Source organism: Blastococcus sp. SYSU DS0828, from assembly GCF_054050975.1.
This window is the reverse complement of record NZ_JBJHAK010000020.1, coordinates 43,274-64,522: the sequence shown is the minus strand read 5'-3', so window position 1 is coordinate 64,522 and position 21,249 is coordinate 43,274. Positions and strand designations below refer to the sequence as shown.

Here is a 21,249-nt window from a genome sequence, read left to right as displayed (position 1 = left end):
CGGGTGGTGCGAGGGTCAGCCGCCGAAGAGCGCGCTGGCCGCCTTCACCGTGTTGTACAGGCCGTAGGCCAGCGGGACGCCGACCAGGGTCCACGCGAATGCGATCAGGGCCACCGGCGTGTGCGTGGTCGGCTGCTCGCCGGTCCGGGACGCGGGAGTGCTCATCGGATGCTCCGTTCGGGCTCGGCGGCCGTGGTGGGGATGTCGGTCTGCTTGGGCTCGAAGTACTTCTCCGACACCGGCTTGATCAGCAGGTTCGCGACGAAGCCGACGGCCAGCAGGCCGACCATGATGAACAGCGCGGGCCGGTAGTCACCGGCGACGAGCTGACCCGGCGTCCCGCGGGCGTCGAGGACGCCGTTGATGATCAGCGGGCCGACGACGCCGGCGGCCGCCCAGGCGGTCAGCAGCCGGCCGTGGATGGCGCCCACCTGGTAGGTGCCGAAGAGATCGCGCAGGTAGGCCGGGACCGTCGCGAAGCCACCACCGTAGAAGCTGATGATGATCGCGGCGGTGACCACGAAGATCCAGGTCGCGGTGCTGCCGAGGGTCGCCAGGATGACGTACAGCACGATGCCGACGCCGAGGTAGACCATGTAGATCGGCTTGCGCCCGATGTAGTCCGACGTCGAGGACCACACGAAGCGGCCCGCCATGTTGAACAGCGACAGCAGGCCCACGAAGCCCGCGGCCGTGGCGGCGAGGACGGTGGAGGTCTCACCGGTGCGGAAGAAGTCCTGGATCATCGGCGCGGCCTGCTCGAGGATGCCGATGCCCGCGGTCACGTTGCAGAACAGCACCGTCCAGAGCAGCCAGAACTGCGGCGTCTTGATCGCGTTGTTGGCCGAGACGTTCTCCGTGGTGACCAGCGACTTCTGCTTGACGGCCGACGGGTCGAAGCCGTCGGGCCGCCAGTTGGCTGCCGGGACGCGGATGATGAACGCGCCGAACATCATGAAGACCAGGTAGATCAGGCCCAGGGTCAGGAACAGGCCCGCGACGGCGTTACCGCTGGGCACCGTGCCGGCGATGGCCGGGTCGTAGTTCGGGTCGTACCAGTTCATGAGCTGGCGGGACAGCGGCGAGGCGATGAGCGCGCCACCACCGAAGCCCATGATCGCCATGCCGGTGGCCAGGCCCGGGCGGTCGGGGAACCACTTGATGAGCGTGGAGACCGGCGAGATGTAGCCGATGCCCAGGCCGATGCCGCCGAGGAAGCCGTAGCCGAGGTAGAGCAGCCAGAGCTGCTCGGTGTAGATGCCGAGCGAGCCGACGAGGAAGCCCGACACCCAGAAGACGGCCGAGGTGAACATGGCGGCGCGGGGGCCGTTCTTGTCCACCCAGGTGCCGAAGACGGCGGCCGAGAGGCCGAGCATCACGATGGCGATCGAGAAGATGATCCCGATCTGGGTGAGGCCCGTGTCGAAGTGCTCCACGAGCGCGACCTTGTAGACACTGGTCGCGTACGCCTGGCCGATGCACAGATGGACGGCGAGAGCCGCCGGCGGGATCAGCCAGCGGTTGAATCCTGGCCGGGCGACGATGCGCTCGCGTGCCAGGAAACTGGGTACTGCCACGGGGTGTACCTCCGGGGACGGGAACCGGTGCGTCCGGATGGACACCACCGGGACGCGCCCTGTGATATGGGTCGCTATCGGGTCGCACCGTACGTGGCCGTCCGTGCTATTGCGCGCTCAACATGCAACTCGTGATCCTCGCGTGACCACCCGACCGCAGGGCGGAAGGGGATTCAGCCGCCCGCTGTGCCTCCGCCTAGGGTGCAGGCATGGCGTACGAGGTGCGGGGCGTGGTCGCCCGCGGCAAGGGACAGCCCGTCACGGTGGAAACCATCGTCGTTCCCGATCCGGGCCCCGGTGAGGCGGTCGTGGACGTGCAGGCCTGCGGGGTCTGCCACACCGACCTGCACTACCGCGAGGGCGGCATCAACGACGACTTCCCGTTCCTGCTGGGCCACGAGGCGGCCGGCGTGGTCGCGGCAGTGGGCGAGGGCGTCACGAACGTGGCCGTCGGGGACTACGTCGTCCTGAACTGGCGGGCCGTGTGCGGGGAGTGCCGCGCGTGCCGCAAGGGTGCGCTGCAGTACTGCTTCAACACCCACAACGCCGCGCAGAAGATGACGCTGGCCGACGGCACGGAGCTCTCCCCGGCCCTGGGCATCGGCGCCTTCGCCGAGAAGACGCTCGTCCACTCCGGGCAGTGCACGAAGGTCGACCCGGCTGCGCCCCCGACGGCCGCCGGGCTGCTCGGCTGCGGGGTGATGGCCGGCGTCGGCGCGGCGATCAACACCGGTGGCGTGCAGCGTGGCGAGACGGTCGCCGTCTTCGGCTGCGGCGGCGTCGGCGACGCCGCGATCGCCGGCGCGAAGCTCGCCGGCGCGACGACGATCATCGCCGTCGACATCGACGACCGGAAGCTGGAGTGGGCCCGGAAGTTCGGCGCCACCCACACCGTGAACTCGAAGGAGACCGACGCCGTCGAGGCGATCAAGGCCGCCACCGGTGGCTTCGGCGTCGACGTCGCCATCGACGCCGTGGGCCACCCGAAGGTGTTCGAGCAGGCCTTCTACGCCCGCGACCTCGCCGGCCGCGTGGTCATGGTCGGCGTCCCCACGCCGGGCATGGAGATCACCCTGCCGGCGATCGAGGTCTTCGGCCGGGGTGGGGCGGTGAAGAGCTCCTGGTACGGCGACTGCCTGCCCAGCCGCGACTTCCCGATGCTGGTCGACCTCTACCTGCAGGGCCGGTTCCCGCTCGACGACTTCGTCACCGAGACCATCGGCGTGGACGACGTCGAGGAGGCATTCCACAAGATGCACGCCGGTGACGTGCTGCGCTCGGTCGTGGTGTTCGACAAGTGAGCACCGCGCGCATCGAGAAGGTCGTGATCCCCGGCGTCTTCTCCCTGGACGGCCAGGACTTCGACGTCGAGAACAACGTGTGGCTCGTCGGCGACGACGACGAGGTGCTGGTGATCGACGCCCCGCACGACGCGGCCCCCATCGTGGCGGCCGTCGGCGGCCGGAACGTCACCGCGATCGTGCTCACGCACGGGCACAACGACCACATCACCGCCGCGCCGGCGCTCCGCGAGGCGACCGGCGCCCCGATCTGGTTCCACCCGATGGACCGGATGCTGTGGGACGTCGTGCACCCGGACGCCGCACCCGACCGGGAGCTCCTGGCCGGCACGCGGTTCACGGTGGCCGGTGCGACGCTCACCGCGTTGCACACCCCGGGTCACTCGCCGGGGAGCACCTGCCTGCACGCGCCGGACCTGAGCACGGTCTTCACCGGTGACACGCTGTTCTGCGGCGGTCCGGGAGCCACCGGGCGCTCGTTCAGCGACCGCCCGACGATCGAGCACTCGATCCGCTCGGAGCTGTTCACCCTCCACGGCGACACGGTGGTGCGGACCGGGCACGGCGACGACACCACGATCGCCGCGGAGCTCCGCACCCTCGGCTGACCCCCGCCCCTGGTTCTGGGGGACGACGCCGCCCGCTCACCCGCCGGCGGTGTCGTCCTCCGCCGGACGCCGGCGCTTGCTGCCGGACCGGCTCTTGGGCTCGGAGGACCTCTTGGGCTGGGACCGGCTCTTCGCCTCGGACCCGGCCTTGGGCTCGGACCGGCTCGTGGGCTCGGGCCGGCTCTTCGCCTCGGACCCGCTCGTGGGCTCGGACCCGGCCTCGGGCTCGGACCCGCTCGTGGCATCGGACGGGCTCGTGCGGGGCTGCGGGCTCGTCCGCTCGAGGTTCTGGCGGATCGCCGCCACGTCGAGTGCGAGGTCCTCGAGGGCCTCCACCGCGCGCGTGGCGAGGGCGAACGTCAGGTTCTCGCGCTGCTCCCTGGGGCTGGGCTCGCGATGCCGCTGTGCACTCCCGGGATCGCGGGCGGATGACTCACGCATCCGGCGCGTCGCCTCCGACCACGGATCGTCGGTGCCCCGCGCATCGCCGAGGAGATCGCGCAGCATCCGCTGCGCCATCGCCAGGAAGTCGCCCGGGTCGGGTCGGTCGTTCGCCATCGTCTGCCTCCTCCGGCGGTGAGGACGCGGCCGGTGGGGAAACGTGCGCGACCCCGCCGGGGTTCCCGTCAGGCGGCGACGCGCCGCTGCGCGGAGGCGAAGCCGAGCCAGGTGTGCCGGTTGCCGGCCCAGCACCAGCCGACCTTGGGTGCCCCCCGCCGGTCGCGGCCGTCGCGCCCGGTGCCGTTGCTGATCCACAGCGCCGGCGTCCGGGCGTCCAGGCGTCCGTCGGGCCTGCGCAGCCGCGAGCCGATCGTCATGAAGCAGGCGTTCCGGGCCAGGACCTCCGGGCACTGGAGCAGCCAGTGGATGCCCTCGCCGAGCGTGAGCGGCGTCCGGCCGGCACCCAGGATGGCGGGCAGTGCCTCGTCCGGGCTCCAGTTCCGCCACTGGTCGCCGCGCTCGAGTCCGCTCACGGCGTAGACCGGGGTGGCGGGCAGCTCGACCGACTCGACGGGTGCGAAGGCGTCGAGGTCGGTCATGTCCGCGACGACGAAACCGGCCTTGCCGGCCAGCGTCACGAGCGGGGCGAGCCCCGACACGGGTGCCCGGTCGGGGTGCACCACCAGCAGGGCGCCGGGGGCGAGTCCGTCGGCCGCGGCGCGCAGGTCGGCCGCCGTCACGTCGGCGATCCCGGGTAGGCCGAGGGCGATCAACCGCTCGGCCTGGGCCGCAGCCGGGGGGAGAGGGGTGAGCAGCGTGGGCACAGGCGGACCTCCGGGGCCGGTGGGAACTGGCCGACAACGCGCTGCCCGGACACCTGGTTCCCGCCCGCCGGTCCCGCGACCAGCGGCGACGACCCACCGGGGTGACGCGGCCCACCCGCTCGGCTCTCGGTTCGGTGGCGCGCGCCGGTACGCTCGACCCCGTGCCTCGCGGTGATGGACGGCTGACGCACGACCTCGATCCCCAGTTCCCCGGACCTCAGGACGCCTGCGGCGTCTTCGGTGTGTGGGCGCCGGGGGAGGAGGTCGCGAAGCTGACCTATTTCGGTCTGTACGCGCTCCAGCACCGCGGTCAGGAGGCGGCGGGGATCGCGGTGTCCGACGGCGCCTCGGTCGTCGTCTACAAGGACCTCGGGCTGGTCAGCCAGGTCTTCGACGAGCCGACCCTCGGCAGCCTCCGCGGCCACCTGGCCGTCGGTCACACCCGGTACTCGACGACCGGGGCCTCCACGTGGGAGAACGCGCAGCCGACGTTCCGCACCACCGAGGCCGGCACCGGCCTGGCGCTCTGCCACAACGGGAACCTGGTCAACACCGCCGAGCTCGCCAGCAAGGCCGCCGACGCCGGTGTCCCGGGGGCCTTCGTGGCGACCAACGACTCCGACCTGGTCACCGCGCTCATCGCCTCCTACCAGGACGTCTCGGTCGAGGCGGCGGCGATGGAGGTGCTGCCGCAGCTGCGGGGCGCCTTCTCCATCACCTTCATGGACGAGGACACGCTCTACGCCGCGCGTGACCCGCAGGGCGTGCGCCCGCTGGTGCTCGGCCGGCTCGAGCGCGGCTGGGTGGTGGCCAGCGAGACCGCCGCGCTGGACATCGTCGGCGCCTCCGTGGTGCGCGAGGTCGAGCCCGGCGAGCTGATCGCCATCGACGAGAACGGCCTGCGCAGCCAGCACTTCGCCCCGGCGGAGCCCAAGGGCTGCGTCTTCGAGTACGTCTACCTGGCGCGGCCCGACACCACGATCTCCGGGCGCAGCGTGCACGCGGCGCGCGTGGAGATCGGCCGCCGGCTGGCGAAGGAGCACCCCGCCGACGCCGACCTCGTGATCCCGGTGCCCGAGTCGGGCACCCCGGCGGCGGTCGGCTACGCCGAGGCCTCGGGCATCCCCTACGGGCTGGGCCTGGTCAAGAACTCCTACGTGGGCCGCACGTTCATCCAGCCCAGCCAGACCATCCGGCAGCTGGGCATCCGGCTCAAGCTGAACCCGCTGCGCGACGTCATCCGCGGCAAGCGGCTCGTGGTCGTCGACGACTCGATCGTGCGCGGGAACACGCAGCGCGCGCTGGTCCGGATGCTGCGCGAGGCCGGTGCGGTCGAGGTGCACGTCCGCATCGCGTCGCCGCCGGTCAAGTGGCCGTGCTTCTACGGCATCGACTTCGCCAGCCGGGCCGAGCTGATCGCCAACGGCCTGGACATCGACGGGGTGCGGGCGTCGGTCAACGCCGACTCCCTCGGGTACGTCTCCGAGCAGGGGCTGATCGCGGCCACCGAGCAGCCGGTCAACCGGCTGTGCACCGCCTGCTTCACCGGCGAGTACCCGATCCCGCTGGGTGCCCCCGAGGTGCTGGGCAAGCACGTGCTCGAGGGCATCGGCCAGCGCGCGGTGAGCGGCTGGACCGGTCAGCAGGCCGGTAGCGCCGCGGTCCCCGGTGGCGCCGAGGACGCGCTGAGGCGGCCGTGAGCCGCGGGAGCGACGCCGGGCAGTTCACCTACGCCGCCTCAGGCGTCGACATCGACGCCGGCGAGCGCGCCGTCACCCTCATGAAGGCCGCTGTCGAGCGGACCAACCGGCCCGAGGTGGTCGGCGGGCTCGGCGGCTTCGCCGGCCTGTTCGCCCTCGACGTGCAGAAGTACCGCAGGCCCCTGCTGGCGTCCTCGACCGACGGCGTCGGGACGAAGATCGCCCTGGCCCGGCAGCTGGACCGGCACGACACGGTGGGCATCGACCTGGTGGCGATGGTCGTCGACGACCTGGTCGCCTGCGGCGCCGAGCCGCTGTTCCTGCAGGACTACGTGGCCTGCGGGAAGGTCGTGCCGGAGCGGATCGCCGCGATCGTCACCGGCATCGCGGCAGGGTGCACCCAGGCCGGCGCCGCGCTGGTCGGCGGCGAGACCGCCGAGCACGGCGACCTCATGGGCGCCGACGACTACGACCTGGCCGCCACCGCCGTCGGGGTCGTGGAGGCCGACGCCGTCCTCGGTCCGGAGCGGGTGCGCAGCGGCGACGCGGTCGTCGCGATGGCGTCGTCCGGCTTCCACTCCAACGGCTATTCGCTGGTGCGGCGCGTGGTCTCGGCGGCGGGGCTCGACCTGGCCGCCACCCCTGCGGGCCTCGACCGGCCGCTGGGCGACGAGCTGCTCGAGCCCACCCGCATCTACGCCCGCGACTGCCTGGCGCTGGTCGAGGAGCTCGGCGTGGAGGCGGTGCACGCCTTCGCGCACATCACCGGCGGCGGGCTGGCCGGCAACACCGCGCGCGTGGTCCCCGACGGGCTGCAGGCGGTCCTGGACCGCGGCACCTGGACGCTCCCGGCCGCGGTGCGGCTCATGGAGGAGCACGGGGTGCCGCGGGCGGAGTCCGAGCGCGCCTTCAACTGCGGCGTCGGCATGGTCGCCGCCGTCGCGCCGGAGCAGGCGGACGCCACGGTCGCGCTGCTCACCGCCCGGGGCGTTCCCGCGTGGGTCGCCGGAACCGTGCTCGAGCCGGCGGGGCAGGCGCCGGCGGCGGAGCTCGTCGGCACCTACCGCTGAGCCGACCAGAGCGACACCTGCCGCTACGACACCGCTGCGACGTCACCCCAGCCCTGCGCTCGTCCTCCGAGGGCCACAGCCCTGGGAGGACGACCACCGCCCTGGGGTGGTTGAGCCCGGTGGCCGGTGAGCTCGCCGCCGAGCCGGCGCGGACCCGACACCACGACACCGCTGCCCCGAGGGGGCGGCGGTGTCGTGGTGTCGACGGATCAGGTGCCCGGACCGCCGGTCAGCGGCTGGCCGCCCAGTCGTCGTCCGAGTCGTCGTCCGCCCAGCGGTCGGCGTACTCGTCGTCCTCGTCGTCGTCGTCCTTCGCCGCGCTGGGCGCGGTGTAGGTCGACGACGAACCGGCCAGCTCGCGCTGCAGCGCGGTGAGGTCGGTGTTGGGTGAGCTGTACTTGAGCTCACGGGCCACGCGTGTCTGCTTGGCCTTCGCTCGGCCGCGCCCCATCGGCTCGACCCCCTCATTACGGAGTGCGGAGGCCCAGCCAAGCGGCTGATGCGGCCCGCATGGCGACCCCGACTGAGTGACTATGTCTCGGACAACATTACGACACGGATCGGCGACGGGCACACGCCCTCCCCCTCAGGAGGTGTGCGCGCCCTCCACCGGTCGGCGCGGGAGCCGGATCGTGGCCAGCCGGCCGACCGAGCGCATCCGCTCCTCGGCGAGCCGGTCGGCGGCGGCTGCGGGGGAGATGCCCTCGGCGTCGGCGAGCGCGAACACCCGCAGCGCGACGTCGAAGATCCCCGAGGCCTTGGCCCGGGCGCGGTCGAACGAGAAGCCGTGCCGCTCGTCCTCCACCTGGATCACCCCGCCGGCGTTGACCAGGAAGTCGGGCGCGTAGAGGACGCCGCGTGCGCGGAGCCGGTCGGCCGCCCCGGGGCTGCCCAGCTGGTTGTTCGCCCCGCCGCACACGATCCGGCCCGGCAGCGCCTCCACCGTCTCGTCGTCCAGGGTCCCGCCGAGCGCGCAGGGCGCGTAGACGTCGTGCGGCGTGCGCACGAGGGCGGCGGTGTCGGCGACGGCGCGCACCTGCGGGTGCCGGGCCCGCACCCGCTCGACGGCGCCTGGGTCCACGTCGGTGACCACGACGTCGGCGCCGTCCTGCACGAGGTGGTCGACCAGCCAGGACCCGACCTTGCCGACGCCGGCGACGGCCACGGTCCGCCCGCCCAGCGCGGGGGTGCCCCAGCAGTGCTGGGCGGCGGCCCGCATGCCCTGGAAGACGCCGTAGGCGGTGAGCACGGAGGAGTCGCCGCACCCGCCGTAGGCCTCCGAGCGGCCGTGCGCGTACCGGGTCTCGCGTGCCACGACGTCCAGGTCGGCGTTGTACGTGCCGACGTCGCAGGCGGTGAGGTAGCGCCCGCCCAGGGACTCCACGAACCGGCCGTAGGCCCGCAGCAGCGCCTCGCTCTTGTCGGTGCGCGGATCGCCGATGATCACGGCCTTGCCGCCGCCGAGGTCCAGGCCGGCCAGGCTGTTCTTGTACGACATGGCGGCCGACAGCCGCAGCACGTCGGCCACCGCCGCGTCCTCGCTGGCGTAGGGGTAGAAGCGGGTGCCCCCCAGCGCCGGCCCGAGGGTCGTGGAGTGGATCGCGATGATCGCGCGCAGCCCCGAACCGGGATCGCTGCAGAAGACGACCTGCTCATGACCGGATGCCAGCACGTCCACGACGCCGAGCCTAGGCCGACCGGGCGTCGCCCGGTCGGTGGAAGTGACCTGCCGGTGCCTCCGGCGGCACCGGCGGCAGGTGGGCGGGGCATGATCCTTGGCGGACATGACGCGCGGGCCCGCACCCCGCGAGCACAGGAGGATTCCCGATGGCCGCACCGAAGCGACTGCTGGCACTCGCCGTGGCTGCACCCCTGCTCCTCTCCGCGTGCACCACCGAGGGCGGCGGGGGCGGGGAGAGCGCCGCGGGTGGTGCGGACGGCGGGGACCTCACCTTCTCGGTCGTCACGCACGGCTCGGCCGGTGACGCCTTCTGGGACGTCGTGCAGAACGGCGCCGCGGCGGCCGGGGAGGACCTCGGCATCGACGTCGACTACCAGAGCGACGGCGACCCGCAGCGCCAGGCGCAGCTGATCGACGCCGCGGTGAACCAGGACGTGGACGGGATCGTCGTCTCGCTGGCGAACCCGGACGCCCTGCGGGACTCGGTCGAGGCGGCGGTGGACGCCGGGATCCCCGTCGTCACCATCAACTCCGGCGGCGACCGGTCGGCCGAGTTCGGCGCCATCGGCCACGTCGGCCAGGACGAGGTGGTCGCGGGCCAGGGGGCGGGCCGGCGACTGGCCGAGGAAGGCGCCACGAGCGTGCTCTGCGTCATCCACGAGGCCGGCAACATCGGGCTGGACCAGCGCTGCTCGGGCGCCTCCCAGGGCTTCGCGGACGCCGGCTCGGCGCCCGGGGACTTCACCGTCGTGCAGGTGGACATCAACGACCTCACCGGCGCCCAGTCGACGATCGCCTCCCAGCTGCAGGCCGACCCGGGGATCGACGCGGTCCTCACGTTGAACTCCGCGCTCGCCCCCGTCGCCGTGGAGGCCGCCGGGGACGCCGGGTCGGAGGCGCTGGTGGCCACGTTCGACCTCAACGAGGACGTCATCAGCGGCATCCAGGACGGCGACATCGCCTTCGCCGTCGACCAGCAGCAGTACGAGCAGGGCTACCTGCCGATCGTGATGCTCAAGCTGTACGCGGAGAACCTGAACACCGTCGGCGGCGGGCAGGCCGTGCTCACCGGCCCCGGCTTCGTGGACGCCGACAACGTCGACGAGATCGCCGACCTGGCTTCGGAGGGCACCCGCTGAGCACCCGGGAGGCCTCCGCTCCGGCCGAGGAGCGGGCCGACGAGCGGCTGGCCGCACCGGGGCCGCTCCGCCGGCTGCTGGCCAAGCCGGAGCTGGGCGCGCTGGTGGGCGCGGTCGCGGTGTTCACCTTCTTCGCGGTCCAGTCCGAGGTGTTCCGGTCGCCCCGCGGCATCGCCAACTGGCTCGACCCGGCGTCGACGCTGGGGATCATGGCGGTCGCGGTCGCGCTGCTCATGATCGGCGGGCACTTCGACCTCTCCGCCGGGGTGATGACGGGGACGACGGCGCTGACCGTGGGGATCGTGGCCACGGAGCTCGGCCAGAACATCTGGGTGGCCATCGGCGTGGCGCTCGTGCTGGCGCTGGCGATCGGCTTCTTCAACGGCTGGCTGGTCACCCGCACCGGGCTGCCGAGCTTCATCATCACGCTCGGCACCTTCCTGATGCTCCAGGGGCTCAACCTGGGGCTGACGAAGTTGTTCACCAGCACGGTGACCGTCGGCGGCATCGACGACGCACCCGGTTACGCCGCCGCCGAGTGGGTCTTCGCCTCGCGCGTCCAGGTCCTGGGCGCCGATGTGCGGGTGGCGGTGTTCTGGTGGCTGCTGTTCACCGCGCTGGCGACGTGGGTGCTGCTGCGCACGCGCTTCGGCAACTGGGTCTTCGCCACCGGCGGCGACGACGTGGCCGCCCGCAACGTCGGCGTGCCCGCCCGCCGCACCACGATCACCCTGTTCATGACGACGGCGGCCGCGGCGTGGTTCGTCGGCACCACCCTGGCGGTGCGGCTGACCTCGGTGCAGGCCAACACCGGCATCGGCCAGGAGCTGATCTACATCGTGGCCGCGGTGATCGGCGGGTGCCTGCTCACCGGCGGCTTCGGCTCGGCCGTCGGCGCCGCCCTCGGGGCGCTGATCTTCGGCATGACCCTGCTGGGGATCCCCTACCTGCGCTGGGACGCCGACTGGTTCTACTTCTTCCTGGGGGCGATGCTGCTGCTCGCGGTCCTCGCCAACCGGCTGGTGCGGCGCTACGCCGATGCGGCCCGGCGATGAGCACGGCACCGACGACCTCGCCGACGACCCCGCCGTTGCTCGAGCTGCGCGACGTGGGCAAGGACTACGGCTCGGTCATCGCGCTCGACGGGATCCGCGCGACGGTGCGAGCCGGGGAGGTCACCTGCGTCCTGGGGGACAACGGCGCCGGGAAGTCGACGCTGATCAAGGTCCTGTCGGGCGTGCACGGTGCAGACCGCGGCGCGGTCCTGCTCGACGGGCGACCCGTCGCCTTCGGCTCGCCCCGCGAGGCGCTGGACGCCGGCATCGCGACCGTCTACCAGGACCTGGCGATGATCCCGCTGATGTCGATCTGGCGGAACTTCTTCCTCGGTGCCGAGCCCACCCGTGGGTGGGGGCCGTTCCGTCGTTTCGACGTCGCGCGCGCCAAGGAGGCGACCCGCCGGGAGCTGGCGGCGATGGGGATCGACATCCGCGATCCCGACCAGCCGGTGGGCACGCTCTCCGGTGGGGAGCGCCAGTCGGTGGCCATCGCGCGGGCCGTGCACTTCGGTGCGCGGGTGCTGATCCTCGACGAGCCGACCTCGGCGCTGGGGGTCAAGCAGGCGGGGGTCGTGCTGCGCTACGTGGCGCAGGCGCGGGACCGCGGGGTCGGCGTCGTGCTGATCACGCACAACCCGCACCACGCCCACCCGGTGGGTGACCGGTTCCTGGTGCTCAACCGGGGGCGCAGCATGGGGGAGTTCGCGAAGGCGGAGATCAGCCGCGAGGAGCTGACCCGGCTGATGGCCGGCGGGGCGGAGCTGGAGGCGCTGTCCCACGAGCTGGAGCGCCCATCCGGCTGAGCCCGGCCGCGGGGCGGGGACGGACGCCGTCGGCCATGTCGACATACCGATCGCGACGATGCGGTCACCGAGCGTTCTTGTTGCGGCGCGGCGAGAGTTCCGCGTGTTGCCTTTGTGACTACCGGTGACAGTGCGACTGTTCGCGGGCCACACCGCCCACCCTCTTCCCCAGGGAGCGAGCACATGTCCCAGCGCCGTCCGACCGGACCGGCGACTCCACGGGCCGGCAGCCGCCGGCCCGTTGCGGGCCGCTCTCCCCGCCCGTTCCGCACCGCCCTGATCGGGGCGGTGGCCGGCGCGACGCTCGTGCTCACCGGCACGCCCGCCGTCGCGGTGCCTCCGCCGCCGCCCAACCCGACCGACGGCGAGCTCGGTGCGGCCCGGAGCGAGCAGGACGCGGCCGCCGCGGAGGTGGGCCGCATCCGGGCCCTCGTCGCCACCGCCGAGGCCGAGCTGGAGCGCGTCGGTGTCCTGGCCGAGGCCGCCGGGACCGCTTACGAGGCGGCCGTCGAGGAGCTGCAGCTCGCCCAGGAGGCCGCCGAGCGGGCCGCTGCCGAGCTCCGGGCCGCCGACGAGGCCGTCGCCGCGGCGGGGCTGCGGATCGCGGCGTTCTCCCGCGACAGCTACATGAACGGTGGGAGCCTCACCAGCTCGGCCGCGCTCCTGGACTCCGAGGGGCCGGGCGAGCTCATCCAGCGCGCAGCGATGCTCGACTACGTCGCGGCCAACCAGCTCGACGTCCTGGCCGAGTTCGAGGTGGCTCGTGTGCGGCAGGCGAACGCCAACTCGACCGCCCGGGCCACGCGCGACGAGCGCGCTGCCGCGGAGGACACCGCCGAGGCCGCCAAGGCGGCGGCCGACGCGCAGCTCGCCACCCAGCAGGCGGCCTACGCGGGGATCGAGGCGCAGAAGGCGGAGTACGACCAGCAGTTGAAGGCCGCCCAGATCCGCCTCCTCGAGCTGCAGGGCGCGCGCAACGCCCACGACCAGTGGGTGGCTCAGAAGGCGGCCGAGGAGGCCGCCGCCCGCGAGGCGGCCGAGCGCGCCGCCCGCGAGGCCGAGCGTGCCGCCCGCGAGGCCGAGGCGGAGGCAGCCCGCAACCGTGCCAACGCCGGTGGCGGCGGCAGCGCGGGCGGCGGTAGCACTGGCGGCGGCGGCGGTGGCGGCGGTGGCGGCGGCACGGTCAGCGGGTCCGGCTACGTCAAGCCCACCTCGGGGCGGGTGTCCAGCTGCTACGGCTGGCGCTGGGGGGCCCTGCACGGCGGTGTGGACATCGCCGCCCCGATCGGGACCCCGGTGTACGCGGTGACCAGCGGCGTCGTCCGGCGCGCCGGCACGGCGACCGGCTTCGGGTACGCGGTCTACATCGAGGGCGACGACGGCGCGGTCACCGTGTACGGGCACGTGAACCGGTACTTCGTCTCCGCCGGCGAGCGGGTGTCGGCCGGCGAGCGGATCGCCGAGGTCGGCAACCGTGGGCAGTCCACCGGGCCGCACCTGCACTTCGAGGTCCACCCCAGCGGCCGGATGTACGGCGGACACGTGGACCCGGTGCCGTGGCTCAACGCCCGGGGCGTCTACCTCGGTGGCTGCGGCGGCTGACCACGGCCCGGTCGGGCCGGGAACGGTCAGCTGGTGGGGGCGCTCTCCTCGGTGGGCAGGCCCAGCCCGCACTCCTCGGCGAGGTAGGCCTGCACGTTGGTCGAGGCCGTGTCCAGCTCCTGCTCCAGCGGAGCCAGCTCCTGCTCGAGGGTGGCCAGCGCCTCCGGGTCGCTGAGGTCGACGCCCTGGAGGGTGGCCGCGAGCTGCTCGGCGTCGTCGGCCAGCGCGCTCCAGTCCGGGGCGATCTCGTCCGGCGCGTCGATCGCGCGCATCTCCCGCGCCGCCGCGCGGAGGATCTCCGGCAGGTCACCGGGGTCGCCGGCGGCGGTCGCGCTGCCGGTGAGCCGCTCCTGGATGCTGACGGCCTCCGCGCAGAAACCACCGTCGGTGGCCTCGGGAGCTCCGGTCGCGGTGGTCTCCCCGGCTGCGGTGCTCCCCCCGTCGTCGTCGGAGCTCCCGCAACCGGTGAGCAGGGCCAGGGCGGTCACGGCCGGGAGCACCCCGGCGCGGAGGAGGGGGCGGCGCATGGGCGGAGGGTAGCCGCCGGGTGCGCGCCCCGGCGGCGGCGCACTAGCGTGCCGGGGGTGGCCCTCCCGACCGACCCCCGCACCTCGTGGGGGCTCCCCGCACCCGGCGCACTGCCGCGCACCGCCGAGCTGGAGCCGCTGGTCACCAGGGTGCTGGCGCCCAACCCCTCGCCGATGACCCTCGACGGCACGAACACCTACGTGGTGGGCGCCCCGGGCAGCGGCCAGGCGGTGCTGGTCGACCCGGGTCCGGACGACGCCGCGCACCTGGCCGCCGTCGAGGCCGCGCTCGCCGCACGGCAGGCGCGCTGCGTCGCCGTCCTGGTCACCCACCACCACGGGGACCACGCCGAGGCGGCGCTGCCGTGGGGGGCCCGTCTCGGCGCTCCCGTCGCGGCGGCGTCGGGGGACGTCGCGGGTCCCGCCGGACGGGTGCTCGAACCGGGGGAACGGCTGTCCCTGGCCGGGACGGTGATCGACGTCGTCGGCACGCCCGGCCACACCGCCGACCACCTGGCGTTCCGCCTGGAGTCCGGGGCGGTCCTGGTGGGCGACCACGTCCTGGGGCGGGGCACCTCGGTCGTCACCCACCCCGAGGGCGACGTGGTGGCGTACCTGGAGTCGTTGCGGCGGGTGCACGACCTGGGGCCCAGCGCCCTCTACTGCGGCCACGGCCCGGAGCTGACCACCGATCCCGGTGCGGTCCTCGAGTACTACCTGGCGCACCGGGCGCACCGCGAGCAGCAACTGCTCGACGCGCTGGCCGGTGGCGCCCGCAGCGTCGACGAGCTCGTGGCGGCGGTCTACGCCGACGTGCCCCGCGAGGTGTGGCCGGCCGCGGCGCAGTCGACCCGGGCCACCCTGGCCAAGCTCGCCGCCGACGGCCGGGTCGAGCTCGTCGGCGGGGACGGGGTGCGGCCGGCATGACCGAGGCGGGGGTCGCCGTGGTCACCGCCGACGCCGGCGAGCGCGACCAGCGGCGCGCCGCAGCCGGGCTCGCTGCCGCCGGGGTGCGGGAGGGCGACCGCGTGCTCGTGTCCGCGGTCGCCTCGCCGGCGCTGCTCGCCGTCGTCCTCGGCGCACTGCGCACCGGCGTCGTCCCCGTGGTGCTCGACCCGGCGCTGCCGGCCGAGGAGCGCGCGGCGCTGGCCGCCGACGCCGACCCCGCGCTGGACGCCGGGACCGACCCGGCGCGTCTGCTCGGCGACGCGGAGGCGGCACTGGCCCCGGTGCCCCTGGCGCGGCCCATGCACTACACCTCCGGCACCACCGGCCGGCGCAAGGGCGTGTGGTCCGGCGTCCTGGGCGCCGACGACGCCCGCGCCCTGGCCGGTGAGGAGATCGAGCTGTGGGGCTTCGGGCCGGGGGACCGGCACGTCGTCCTCTCGCCGCTGCACCACAGCGCGCCGCTGCGGTTCGCCGTCCACACGCTGCTGGCCGGCGGTGAGGTGCTGCTGCCCGGCCCCTTCGACGCCGCCCGCGCCGCCCGGGTGATCTCCACCCACCGGCCGACGACGGCGTTCTGCGTCCCCACCCACCTGCAGCGGCTGCTCGCCCGGGACGACGTCGACTGGTCCTCGTTCCGCCGGCTGGTGCACGCCGGCGCGCCGTGCCCCGAGCCGCTCAAGCGCGCGGTCCTCGCGGCGCTGCCGGAGGGCAGCGTGTGGGAGTTCTACGGGTCCACCGAGGCGCAGTTCACCGTCTGCTCGCCCGAGGACTGGCTGGCCCACCCCGGCAGCGTGGGGCGGGCCCGTCCGGGGCGGCGGCTGGAGACCGACGAGCGCGGCCAGCTCTGGTGCGCGGTGCCCCGCTGGGCCCGTTTCGAGTACTGGCGGGCGCCCGAGAAGACGGCCGCGGCGTGGCGGGGGGAGCGGGTCACCGTCGGCGACCTGGGCCGGGTCGACGACGACGGCACCGTCTGGCTGGACGGCCGGCGGGAGGACCTGGTCATCTCCGGTGGGGTGAACGTCTACCCGGCGGAGGTGGAGGCGGTCCTCGACGCCCATCCCGGTGTCGTGGAGAGCGCGGTGTTCGGCATCCCCGACCCCGAGTGGGGGCAGCGGGTGGTGGCCGCCTACGTCGGCGACGCGGACGCCGGCGCGCTGGCCGCCTGGGCCCGGGAGCGGCTGGCGCCGGCCAAGCGCCCCAAGTCGCTGCACGCGCTGGCCGACCTGCCCCGCACCTCGACCGGCAAGGTGCGCCGGCTGGACCTGCCCGGGGTGCTCGGCCTGGCCGGTGGCTGAGCACTGGGACGTCGTCGTCGTCGGCGCGGGCACGGCCGGGTGCCCGCTGGCCGCCCGACTGGCCGACGCCGGCCGGCGGGTGCTGCTGCTCGAGGCGGGGGCGCACCACCCCGACCCCGCGCGCGTCCCGCCCGAGCTCCGCGACGCCGGCACCCTGCGCGCCGCGGTGAGCGGGCACCCGGCGAACTGGGACCTGCCCGGGCTGCTGCCCGGGGGGCGGACCGTGCGAGTGCCCCGCGGCCGGGTGTCCGGCGGCTCCAGCGCGGTGAACGCCGGCTACTTCGTGCGCCCCACGCCCGCGGACGCCGCCGGCTGGGCCGCGGCGGGGAACGACCTGTGGTCGTGGGACCGGCTGCTGCCCGCGCTGGTGCGGCTGGAGAACGACCGCGACTTCGGCGACCGCCCCGGCCACGGGGCCGACGGGCCGGTGCCGGTGACGCGCCCGCGGAGCGCCCCGCCCCTCGCCGAGGCGTTCGCCGCCGCGGCCGAGGAGCTGGGGGTCCCGGCCGAGCCGGACAAGAACGCCGGTGGCGCGCCCGGCTACGGCCCGTTGCCGCGCAACGTCGTCGACGGCGTCCGGATCAGCACCGCGGCGGCCTACCTGGCCCCGCGCCGCGGGCACCCCGGCCTCACCGTGCGCGGCGGCGTCCAGGTGCTGCGGGTGCTGGTCGAGCACGGCCACGCGGTGGGCGTGCGCACGACCGGCGGCGAGGTGCGCGCCGAGGAGGTGGTACTGGCCGCGGGGGCGGTGGGCTCGGCGCACCTGCTGCTGCTCTCGGGGATCGGTCCCCCGTCCGTGCTGCGGGCCGCCGGGATCGAGCTGCTGGTCGACGCCCCGGGGGTGGGGCAGCAGTGCTCGGACCACCCGCTGGTCTACCTGCCCTTCCGCCCCGTGCCGGGCACCACGGCCCCGCCTGGCCGGTCCCCGCTGCACGGCGTCCTGCACGGGACCTCGCCCGGCGCCGAGGTGCCGGGCGACCTGGAGCTGCTGCCCTGGCTGGCCCCGTTCGCGCAGGTGATGACGGGCCACGCCGCACCCGAGGGCGAGGTGGTCGAGCTCGGGGTGGGGCTCCAGCGGACGGTCGGCCGCGGGCGGCTGGTCCTCGACCCGCGGGACCCGGCCGCCCTCCCGGTCGTGGAGTACGGGCACCTGGCGCAGGAGCCGGACCGCCGTCGGATGCGGGACGGGGTGCGGATGGCGGCGGAGCTGCTGCGGACCCGCGCGCTGGCCGCGGTGGGTGTGCCGACCGACGAGCCGACCGGCGCGGTGCTGGCCCACGACGTCGCGCTGGACGCCTGGATTCGTGCCCGCCTGACCACCGCCGTCCACCTGTCCGGGACCGCGCGCATGGGGCCGGAGAGCGATCCGGGAGCCGTGGTCGACCAGCGGCTGCGGGTCCGCGGGGTCGAGGGGCTCCGGGTGGCCGACACGTCGGTGCTGCCGCAGGTGCCCAGCCGCGGACCGGCTGCCACCGCCGTGCTGGTCGGGGAACGCGCCGCAGAGCTGATGGCCGGGAGCTGAGCCACGCGGCCGTCGGCGCGGGTCCCGGCGGCGCGAGAGGCGCGGCCGCCGGGACCCGGGCTCCGGGTCAGCGGATGGCGGACATCTCGCTGGTGGTGGTGGTCGGGGCCGACCAGGCGTCGGGGTGCGGCCGTCCGACGTCGGACGTCCAGGCCGGGGTGCGGGGCCCGCTCTGCGGCCCGCGGCTGGTGGTGGCCGGACGGGCGCTCAGGCTCACGATCGCGGCCAGGAGCACGAGCAGGCCGACCAGTACACCGCCGAGGGTCAGGAGCGTGGAGAGCATGTACACAACGTAGGCGGTTGGTGCTGTGCTGTCACCGGGCAGAACTCCCCGAAGATCGGCTGCGACGTGCGCAGAGTTCACCCGCGTTCTCCCGTCGCGCCCCAGCCGCCCCAGCACCCTTCGCCGAGGGGTGCCGCCGCACTGGTCGCTCTGCCGTGGCCGGTTGCCCGACGGTCGACGGCGGGTAGGGCAGGCGCCGTCGGTCGAACGGAGGACGTGTGCCTGATCTGGTGGCAGCTGCGGGGCAGGTGGTGGCGGTGCCGCTCGGCGCCGTGGCGCGCTGGCGGCGTGGCCGCCCCATGCACCCGCGCGGGGCGGTGCTGGCCGGTGTGCTGGACCGGCAGGGCGCGCGACCGCCGTTCGGGGTCCCGTGGCTCGACGGCGCCGGTACCGACGACGTCGTCATCCGGATGTCGCGCGGCGCCGGGCTCCCGGCCCCGCTGCCCGACGTCCTGGGGCTGACGATCCGGTTGACCGGTGCGGACGGCTCCCCGGTCGACCTGCTGCTCTCGACCATCGGGCGCGGCCGCCTGACGCGGCTGGTGCCGGTGCCGCGGGCGGACGCGGCGGCGACCTACGGCTCGATCATGGCCTACCGCTCGGCCGTCGGGCCGGTGCGGCTGGCCGCCCTCCCGCAGGCATCCTCCCTGCCCACCGACCCCGCGCCGCTGGCCGCGGCCGCCGTGTCGGGCGACGTCGTCTTCACCCTGGCGGCCGCCCGCGGCCTGGAGGAGTGGCGCCCCTTCGCCACGCTGCGGGCCACCGGTCGGCACGGCTCGCTGGACACCGACCTGCGCTTCGACGCGGTGCGGAACCCGCCGCCGGGGCTGGCCGCCGACGGCCCGCTCGCCCGCTTCCGCGAGCCGGCGTACGCCACGGCGCGCTGGATCGGCCGCACCGGTTCGTGACGCGCCGGAGATGCCAACTCACCCGATGGAGTTGATCACCGATTGCCCGGGGGCCGCGTGGGGTATGCAGAACCGGACCGGGCGCATGGACGTCGCCGGGCGCTGAGGACGTCGAGCGGCACCGTCGTGCTGTCGTGAAGCTCGACCGCACGAGGAGATGCACCCGCGCGTGACGCACGCAGAACCCCCGCTCCCGGGGCTGCCCCCGACGCCGGGGGCAGGCATCCGGGTGGTGTCCATCCCGCACACCGACCCCTACGTGGACGCCGTGCTCCCCGACGGGTCGATCCGGGTCGGCGACCACGTCGTCCCCAGCCCGTGGCTGGACCTCGCCCACCTGGCGGTCCACGCGGACGAGGTCGACGTCGTCCACCTGCACGCCGTCCACGGGTACCTGGGCGCGACCGAGCTGGAGGCGTGGGCCGAGGAGCTGCAGCGGCTCGGTATCCCGCTCGTCGTCACGGTCCACCAGCTGCGCGACCCGCAGCGCCCCGCGCCCGCGGAGACCGACGACCACCTCGCGGCGGTGCTCGCGACGGCGGAGGTCGTGCTCACCCTCACCCCCGGGGCGGCCGACGAGATCGCCGAGCGGTACGGGCGCACGGCGATCGTCGTGGCCCACCCGTCCATCGCCGTCCCCGACCCCGAGCTGGGCGCCGAGCGGGGGCTGGTCGGCGTGCGGGTGGGGCCGGCGTCCAGCACGATCCCCGACCCCGTGGGGATCGTCCGCGCGGCTCTCTCGGGCGCGCTGTCGGGCGGTGGCCGGCTGCGGGTTCTCGTCGACGAGGCGGAGGCGCCGGCCCTGGATCCCGAGATCGTCGCCCTCGCCGACGAGGGAGAGGTGGAGCTCGTCCTGGTCGGCGACGGTGGATGGACCGCCCAGCTGCAGCAGCTGCACGCCGCGGTGCTGCCCGAGCGGTGCGGCACGCACTCGGCCGACGTCGAGATCTGCCGGGACGTCGGCACCCGGGTGGTGGCGCCGAGCTGCGGGTGGTTCGCCGACCAGTGGTCGGACGTCGTGCCCTACACCAACGACGAGTTCACGGGCCTGGACCCGGTGTCGCTGACCGCCGCGATCGGCGCGGCGCTCACCCGGCCCATGCCGCGGCCCGCCGACCGGAGCTGGCGGGAGGACCAGCGCGCCGCCGTGCGCGAGGTGCACGGGGAGGTCTACGCCCAGGTGGTGGCCGACCGCAGCTGGGCGTGAGATGACGACGGGCCCGGCGACTGCCGGGCCCGTGCGATGAGGAGAGTGTGGGCAGGGGCGGGGTCGAACCGCCGACCTCTCGCTTTTCAGGCGAGCGCTCGTACCGACTGAGCTACCTGCCCCTTCCGGTGACCTCACCGGAGAGCGACCCTGACGGGACTCGAACCCGCGACCTCCGCCGTGACAGGGCGGCGCGCTAACCAACTGCGCTACAGGGCCTTGCTGGTGGTGCTGGTGCTGGTGCTGCGTGCCCCCAACGGGGTTCGAACCCGTGCTACCGCCTTGAAAGGGCGGCGTCCTGGACCGCTAGACGATGGGGGCTCGTGTTCGCCGGGGGCAGCGAGAACAATACATGGCTCCCGGGCCCCGCCCGAGGCGGGGTCCCCCGAGAGGGGGCGGCGCGCCGGACGACCCGTCTCAGCCGAGGGTGGCCCGCAGCTCCACCGAGTCGTCGGTGACGCTGGAGCAGGCGAGCTCCAGAGGGCCGGCGGAGACGCTCTCGCCCTCGGCGCAGGACACGGTGGTCCCGCCGACGGTCAGCGTGGCGCGACCGTCCTGCACGCTGTCGAACGCCAGCGTGGTGCCGAGGATCTCGGCTTCCGCGCCGTCGCCGGAGAGGGTCACCGTGCAGGTTCCCCCGGAGCACGAGACGTTCTGGGACGAGAGGGTGCAGCCGCTGAGCGCCGCGAGGGAGAGGCCGCCGGCCAGCACCCCAGCGGCCAACCGGGTGATGCGGGTCGTCGACGTCATGTCGC

The 21,249-nt window shown here is 74.5% G+C and carries 22 protein-coding genes and 3 tRNA genes; 13 read left to right on the top strand and 12 right to left on the bottom strand.

Features of this window, described 5'->3' with window-relative positions:
• Positions 1–15: 15 nt before the first annotated feature.
• A complete protein-coding gene (locus ACI79Q_RS15520; protein ID WP_456590023.1) occupies positions 16–165 on the bottom strand; it encodes an MFS transporter small subunit in 150 nt (49 codons plus the stop codon).
• Positions 162–1,577 (bottom strand): OFA family MFS transporter, encoded by a 1,416-nt coding sequence (locus ACI79Q_RS15515; protein WP_456590022.1) that lies wholly within the window; start codon positions 1,575–1,577, stop codon positions 162–164. The genes ACI79Q_RS15520 and ACI79Q_RS15515 overlap by 4 nt, the downstream gene beginning before the upstream one ends.
• Positions 1,578–1,786: 209 nt before the next feature.
• Here ACI79Q_RS15515 and ACI79Q_RS15510 point away from each other — a divergent pair, with 209 nt between their 5' ends.
• Entirely contained in the window at positions 1,787–2,878 is a 1,092-nt protein-coding gene (locus ACI79Q_RS15510) for an S-(hydroxymethyl)mycothiol dehydrogenase (RefSeq protein WP_456590021.1), read from the top strand.
• Positions 2,875–3,486, top strand: coding sequence for an MBL fold metallo-hydrolase (locus tag ACI79Q_RS15505; protein ID WP_456590020.1), 612 nt, complete (start codon positions 2,875–2,877; stop codon positions 3,484–3,486). Before ACI79Q_RS15510 ends, ACI79Q_RS15505 begins: the two co-directional genes overlap by 4 nt.
• A gap of 36 nt (positions 3,487–3,522) precedes the next feature.
• Here the strand turns inward: ACI79Q_RS15505 and ACI79Q_RS15500 are convergent, their stop codons facing one another.
• Both ACI79Q_RS15500 and ACI79Q_RS15495 read right to left on the bottom strand, forming a co-directional pair.
• The gene (locus ACI79Q_RS15500; RefSeq protein WP_456600001.1) at positions 3,523–4,044 is read right to left on the bottom strand and encodes a hypothetical protein; all 522 of its coding nucleotides are present in this window, start codon (positions 4,042–4,044) and stop codon (positions 3,523–3,525) included.
• A 68-nt stretch (positions 4,045–4,112) separates the two neighbouring features.
• A complete protein-coding gene (locus tag ACI79Q_RS15495) occupies positions 4,113–4,751 on the bottom strand; it encodes a DUF5701 family protein (RefSeq protein ID WP_456614969.1) in 639 nt (212 codons plus the stop codon).
• A 161-nt stretch (positions 4,752–4,912) separates the two neighbouring features.
• Here ACI79Q_RS15495 and purF point away from each other — a divergent pair, with 161 nt between their 5' ends.
• Both purF and purM read left to right on the top strand, forming a co-directional pair.
• Positions 4,913–6,451 carry an amidophosphoribosyltransferase gene (gene purF / locus ACI79Q_RS15490; protein ID WP_456590017.1) on the top strand — a complete coding sequence of 513 codons (1,539 nt, stop codon included), beginning with the start codon at positions 4,913–4,915 and terminating at the stop codon, positions 6,449–6,451.
• Complete coding sequence (gene purM, locus ACI79Q_RS15485; protein WP_456590016.1) at positions 6,448–7,521, top strand: phosphoribosylformylglycinamidine cyclo-ligase; 1,074 nt, start codon at positions 6,448–6,450, stop codon at positions 7,519–7,521. Before purF ends, purM begins: the two co-directional genes overlap by 4 nt.
• 229 nt (positions 7,522–7,750) lie before the next feature.
• Here purM and ACI79Q_RS15480 read toward each other — a convergent pair whose 3' ends face one another.
• Complete coding sequence (locus ACI79Q_RS15480; protein ID WP_456590015.1) at positions 7,751–7,972, bottom strand: DUF3073 domain-containing protein; 222 nt, start codon at positions 7,970–7,972, stop codon at positions 7,751–7,753.
• Between the two features lie 135 nt (positions 7,973–8,107).
• Complete coding sequence (locus ACI79Q_RS15475) at positions 8,108–9,199, bottom strand: Glu/Leu/Phe/Val family dehydrogenase (protein WP_456614968.1); 1,092 nt, start codon at positions 9,197–9,199, stop codon at positions 8,108–8,110.
• A gap of 149 nt (positions 9,200–9,348) precedes the next feature.
• Here ACI79Q_RS15475 and ACI79Q_RS15470 point away from each other — a divergent pair, with 149 nt between their 5' ends.
• The 4 genes from ACI79Q_RS15470 to ACI79Q_RS15455 all read left to right on the top strand — a co-directional run bounded on the left by ACI79Q_RS15470 (position 9,349) and on the right by ACI79Q_RS15455 (position 13,804).
• Complete coding sequence (locus tag ACI79Q_RS15470) at positions 9,349–10,341, top strand: sugar ABC transporter substrate-binding protein (RefSeq protein WP_456590013.1); 993 nt, start codon at positions 9,349–9,351, stop codon at positions 10,339–10,341.
• A 104-nt stretch (positions 10,342–10,445) separates the two neighbouring features.
• Positions 10,446–11,396, top strand: a complete 951-nt coding sequence (locus ACI79Q_RS15465; RefSeq protein WP_456614967.1) for an ABC transporter permease — start codon at positions 10,446–10,448, stop codon at positions 11,394–11,396.
• The gene (locus tag ACI79Q_RS15460; protein ID WP_456614966.1) at positions 11,393–12,202 is read left to right on the top strand and encodes an ATP-binding cassette domain-containing protein; all 810 of its coding nucleotides are present in this window, start codon (positions 11,393–11,395) and stop codon (positions 12,200–12,202) included. Before ACI79Q_RS15465 ends, ACI79Q_RS15460 begins: the two co-directional genes overlap by 4 nt.
• Positions 12,203–12,385: 183 nt before the next feature.
• Positions 12,386–13,804, top strand: coding sequence for a M23 family metallopeptidase (locus ACI79Q_RS15455; RefSeq protein WP_456614965.1), 1,419 nt, complete (start codon positions 12,386–12,388; stop codon positions 13,802–13,804).
• Positions 13,805–13,830: 26 nt separating this feature from the next.
• Here the strand turns inward: ACI79Q_RS15455 and ACI79Q_RS15450 are convergent, their stop codons facing one another.
• Positions 13,831–14,331 (bottom strand): hypothetical protein, encoded by a 501-nt coding sequence (locus tag ACI79Q_RS15450; RefSeq protein WP_456600005.1) that lies wholly within the window; start codon positions 14,329–14,331, stop codon positions 13,831–13,833.
• A gap of 57 nt (positions 14,332–14,388) precedes the next feature.
• On the opposite strand from ACI79Q_RS15450, the gene ACI79Q_RS15445 reads away from it, so the two are divergent.
• The 3 genes from ACI79Q_RS15445 to mftG are packed head-to-tail and all read left to right on the top strand — an operon-like array spanning position 14,389 to position 18,096.
• Entirely contained in the window at positions 14,389–15,258 is an 870-nt protein-coding gene (locus ACI79Q_RS15445; protein ID WP_456600006.1) for an MBL fold metallo-hydrolase, read from the top strand.
• Positions 15,255–16,574, top strand: coding sequence for a class I adenylate-forming enzyme family protein (locus ACI79Q_RS15440; RefSeq protein ID WP_456614964.1), 1,320 nt, complete (start codon positions 15,255–15,257; stop codon positions 16,572–16,574). Before ACI79Q_RS15445 ends, ACI79Q_RS15440 begins: the two co-directional genes overlap by 4 nt.
• Positions 16,567–18,096 (top strand): mycofactocin dehydrogenase MftG, encoded by a 1,530-nt coding sequence (gene mftG / locus ACI79Q_RS15435; protein WP_456614963.1) that lies wholly within the window; start codon positions 16,567–16,569, stop codon positions 18,094–18,096. The genes ACI79Q_RS15440 and mftG overlap by 8 nt, the downstream gene beginning before the upstream one ends.
• 67 nt (positions 18,097–18,163) lie before the next feature.
• Here the strand turns inward: mftG and ACI79Q_RS15430 are convergent, their stop codons facing one another.
• The gene (locus tag ACI79Q_RS15430) at positions 18,164–18,379 is read right to left on the bottom strand and encodes a hypothetical protein (RefSeq protein ID WP_456590005.1); all 216 of its coding nucleotides are present in this window, start codon (positions 18,377–18,379) and stop codon (positions 18,164–18,166) included.
• A 218-nt stretch (positions 18,380–18,597) separates the two neighbouring features.
• On the opposite strand from ACI79Q_RS15430, the gene ACI79Q_RS15425 reads away from it, so the two are divergent.
• Positions 18,598–19,287, top strand: coding sequence for a phosphodiesterase (locus tag ACI79Q_RS15425; protein ID WP_456590004.1), 690 nt, complete (start codon positions 18,598–18,600; stop codon positions 19,285–19,287).
• Positions 19,288–19,456: 169 nt separating this feature from the next.
• On the top strand, positions 19,457–20,494 hold the full coding sequence (locus tag ACI79Q_RS15420) for a glycosyltransferase (protein WP_456614962.1): 1,038 nt from the start codon (positions 19,457–19,459) through the stop codon (positions 20,492–20,494).
• 48 nt (positions 20,495–20,542) lie between these two features.
• Here the strand turns inward: ACI79Q_RS15420 and ACI79Q_RS15415 are convergent.
• From ACI79Q_RS15415 to ACI79Q_RS15400, 4 genes are all read right to left on the bottom strand, one after another.
• A tRNA-Phe gene (locus ACI79Q_RS15415) sits at positions 20,543–20,616 on the bottom strand.
• Between the two features lie 23 nt (positions 20,617–20,639).
• Positions 20,640–20,713: transfer RNA gene (locus ACI79Q_RS15410), tRNA-Asp, on the bottom strand.
• 29 nt (positions 20,714–20,742) lie between these two features.
• Positions 20,743–20,815: transfer RNA gene (locus tag ACI79Q_RS15405), tRNA-Glu, on the bottom strand.
• 96 nt (positions 20,816–20,911) lie between these two features.
• The gene (locus ACI79Q_RS15400) at positions 20,912–21,244 is read right to left on the bottom strand and encodes a hypothetical protein (protein WP_456590002.1); all 333 of its coding nucleotides are present in this window, start codon (positions 21,242–21,244) and stop codon (positions 20,912–20,914) included.
• Between the last annotated feature and the right edge of the window lie 5 nt (positions 21,245–21,249).

Coding starts and splice junctions, on each gene's coding strand:
- ACI79Q_RS15520 (WP_456590023.1), bottom strand. CDS start 165: ATGAGCACTCCCGCGTCCCGGACCGGCGAGCAGCCGACCACGCACACG.
- ACI79Q_RS15510 (WP_456590021.1), top strand. CDS start 1,787: ATGGCGTACGAGGTGCGGGGCGTGGTCGCCCGCGGCAAGGGACAGCCC.
- ACI79Q_RS15500 (WP_456600001.1), bottom strand. CDS start 4,044: ATGGCGAACGACCGACCCGACCCGGGCGACTTCCTGGCGATGGCGCAG.
- ACI79Q_RS15480 (WP_456590015.1), bottom strand. CDS start 7,972: ATGGGGCGCGGCCGAGCGAAGGCCAAGCAGACACGCGTGGCCCGTGAG.
- ACI79Q_RS15470 (WP_456590013.1), top strand. CDS start 9,349: ATGGCCGCACCGAAGCGACTGCTGGCACTCGCCGTGGCTGCACCCCTG.
- ACI79Q_RS15460 (WP_456614966.1), top strand. CDS start 11,393: ATGAGCACGGCACCGACGACCTCGCCGACGACCCCGCCGTTGCTCGAG.
- ACI79Q_RS15455 (WP_456614965.1), top strand. CDS start 12,386: ATGTCCCAGCGCCGTCCGACCGGACCGGCGACTCCACGGGCCGGCAGC.
- ACI79Q_RS15450 (WP_456600005.1), bottom strand. CDS start 14,331: ATGCGCCGCCCCCTCCTCCGCGCCGGGGTGCTCCCGGCCGTGACCGCC.
- ACI79Q_RS15440 (WP_456614964.1), top strand. CDS start 15,255: ATGACCGAGGCGGGGGTCGCCGTGGTCACCGCCGACGCCGGCGAGCGC.
- ACI79Q_RS15430 (WP_456590005.1), bottom strand. CDS start 18,379: ATGCTCTCCACGCTCCTGACCCTCGGCGGTGTACTGGTCGGCCTGCTC.
- ACI79Q_RS15400 (WP_456590002.1), bottom strand. CDS start 21,244: ATGACGTCGACGACCCGCATCACCCGGTTGGCCGCTGGGGTGCTGGCC.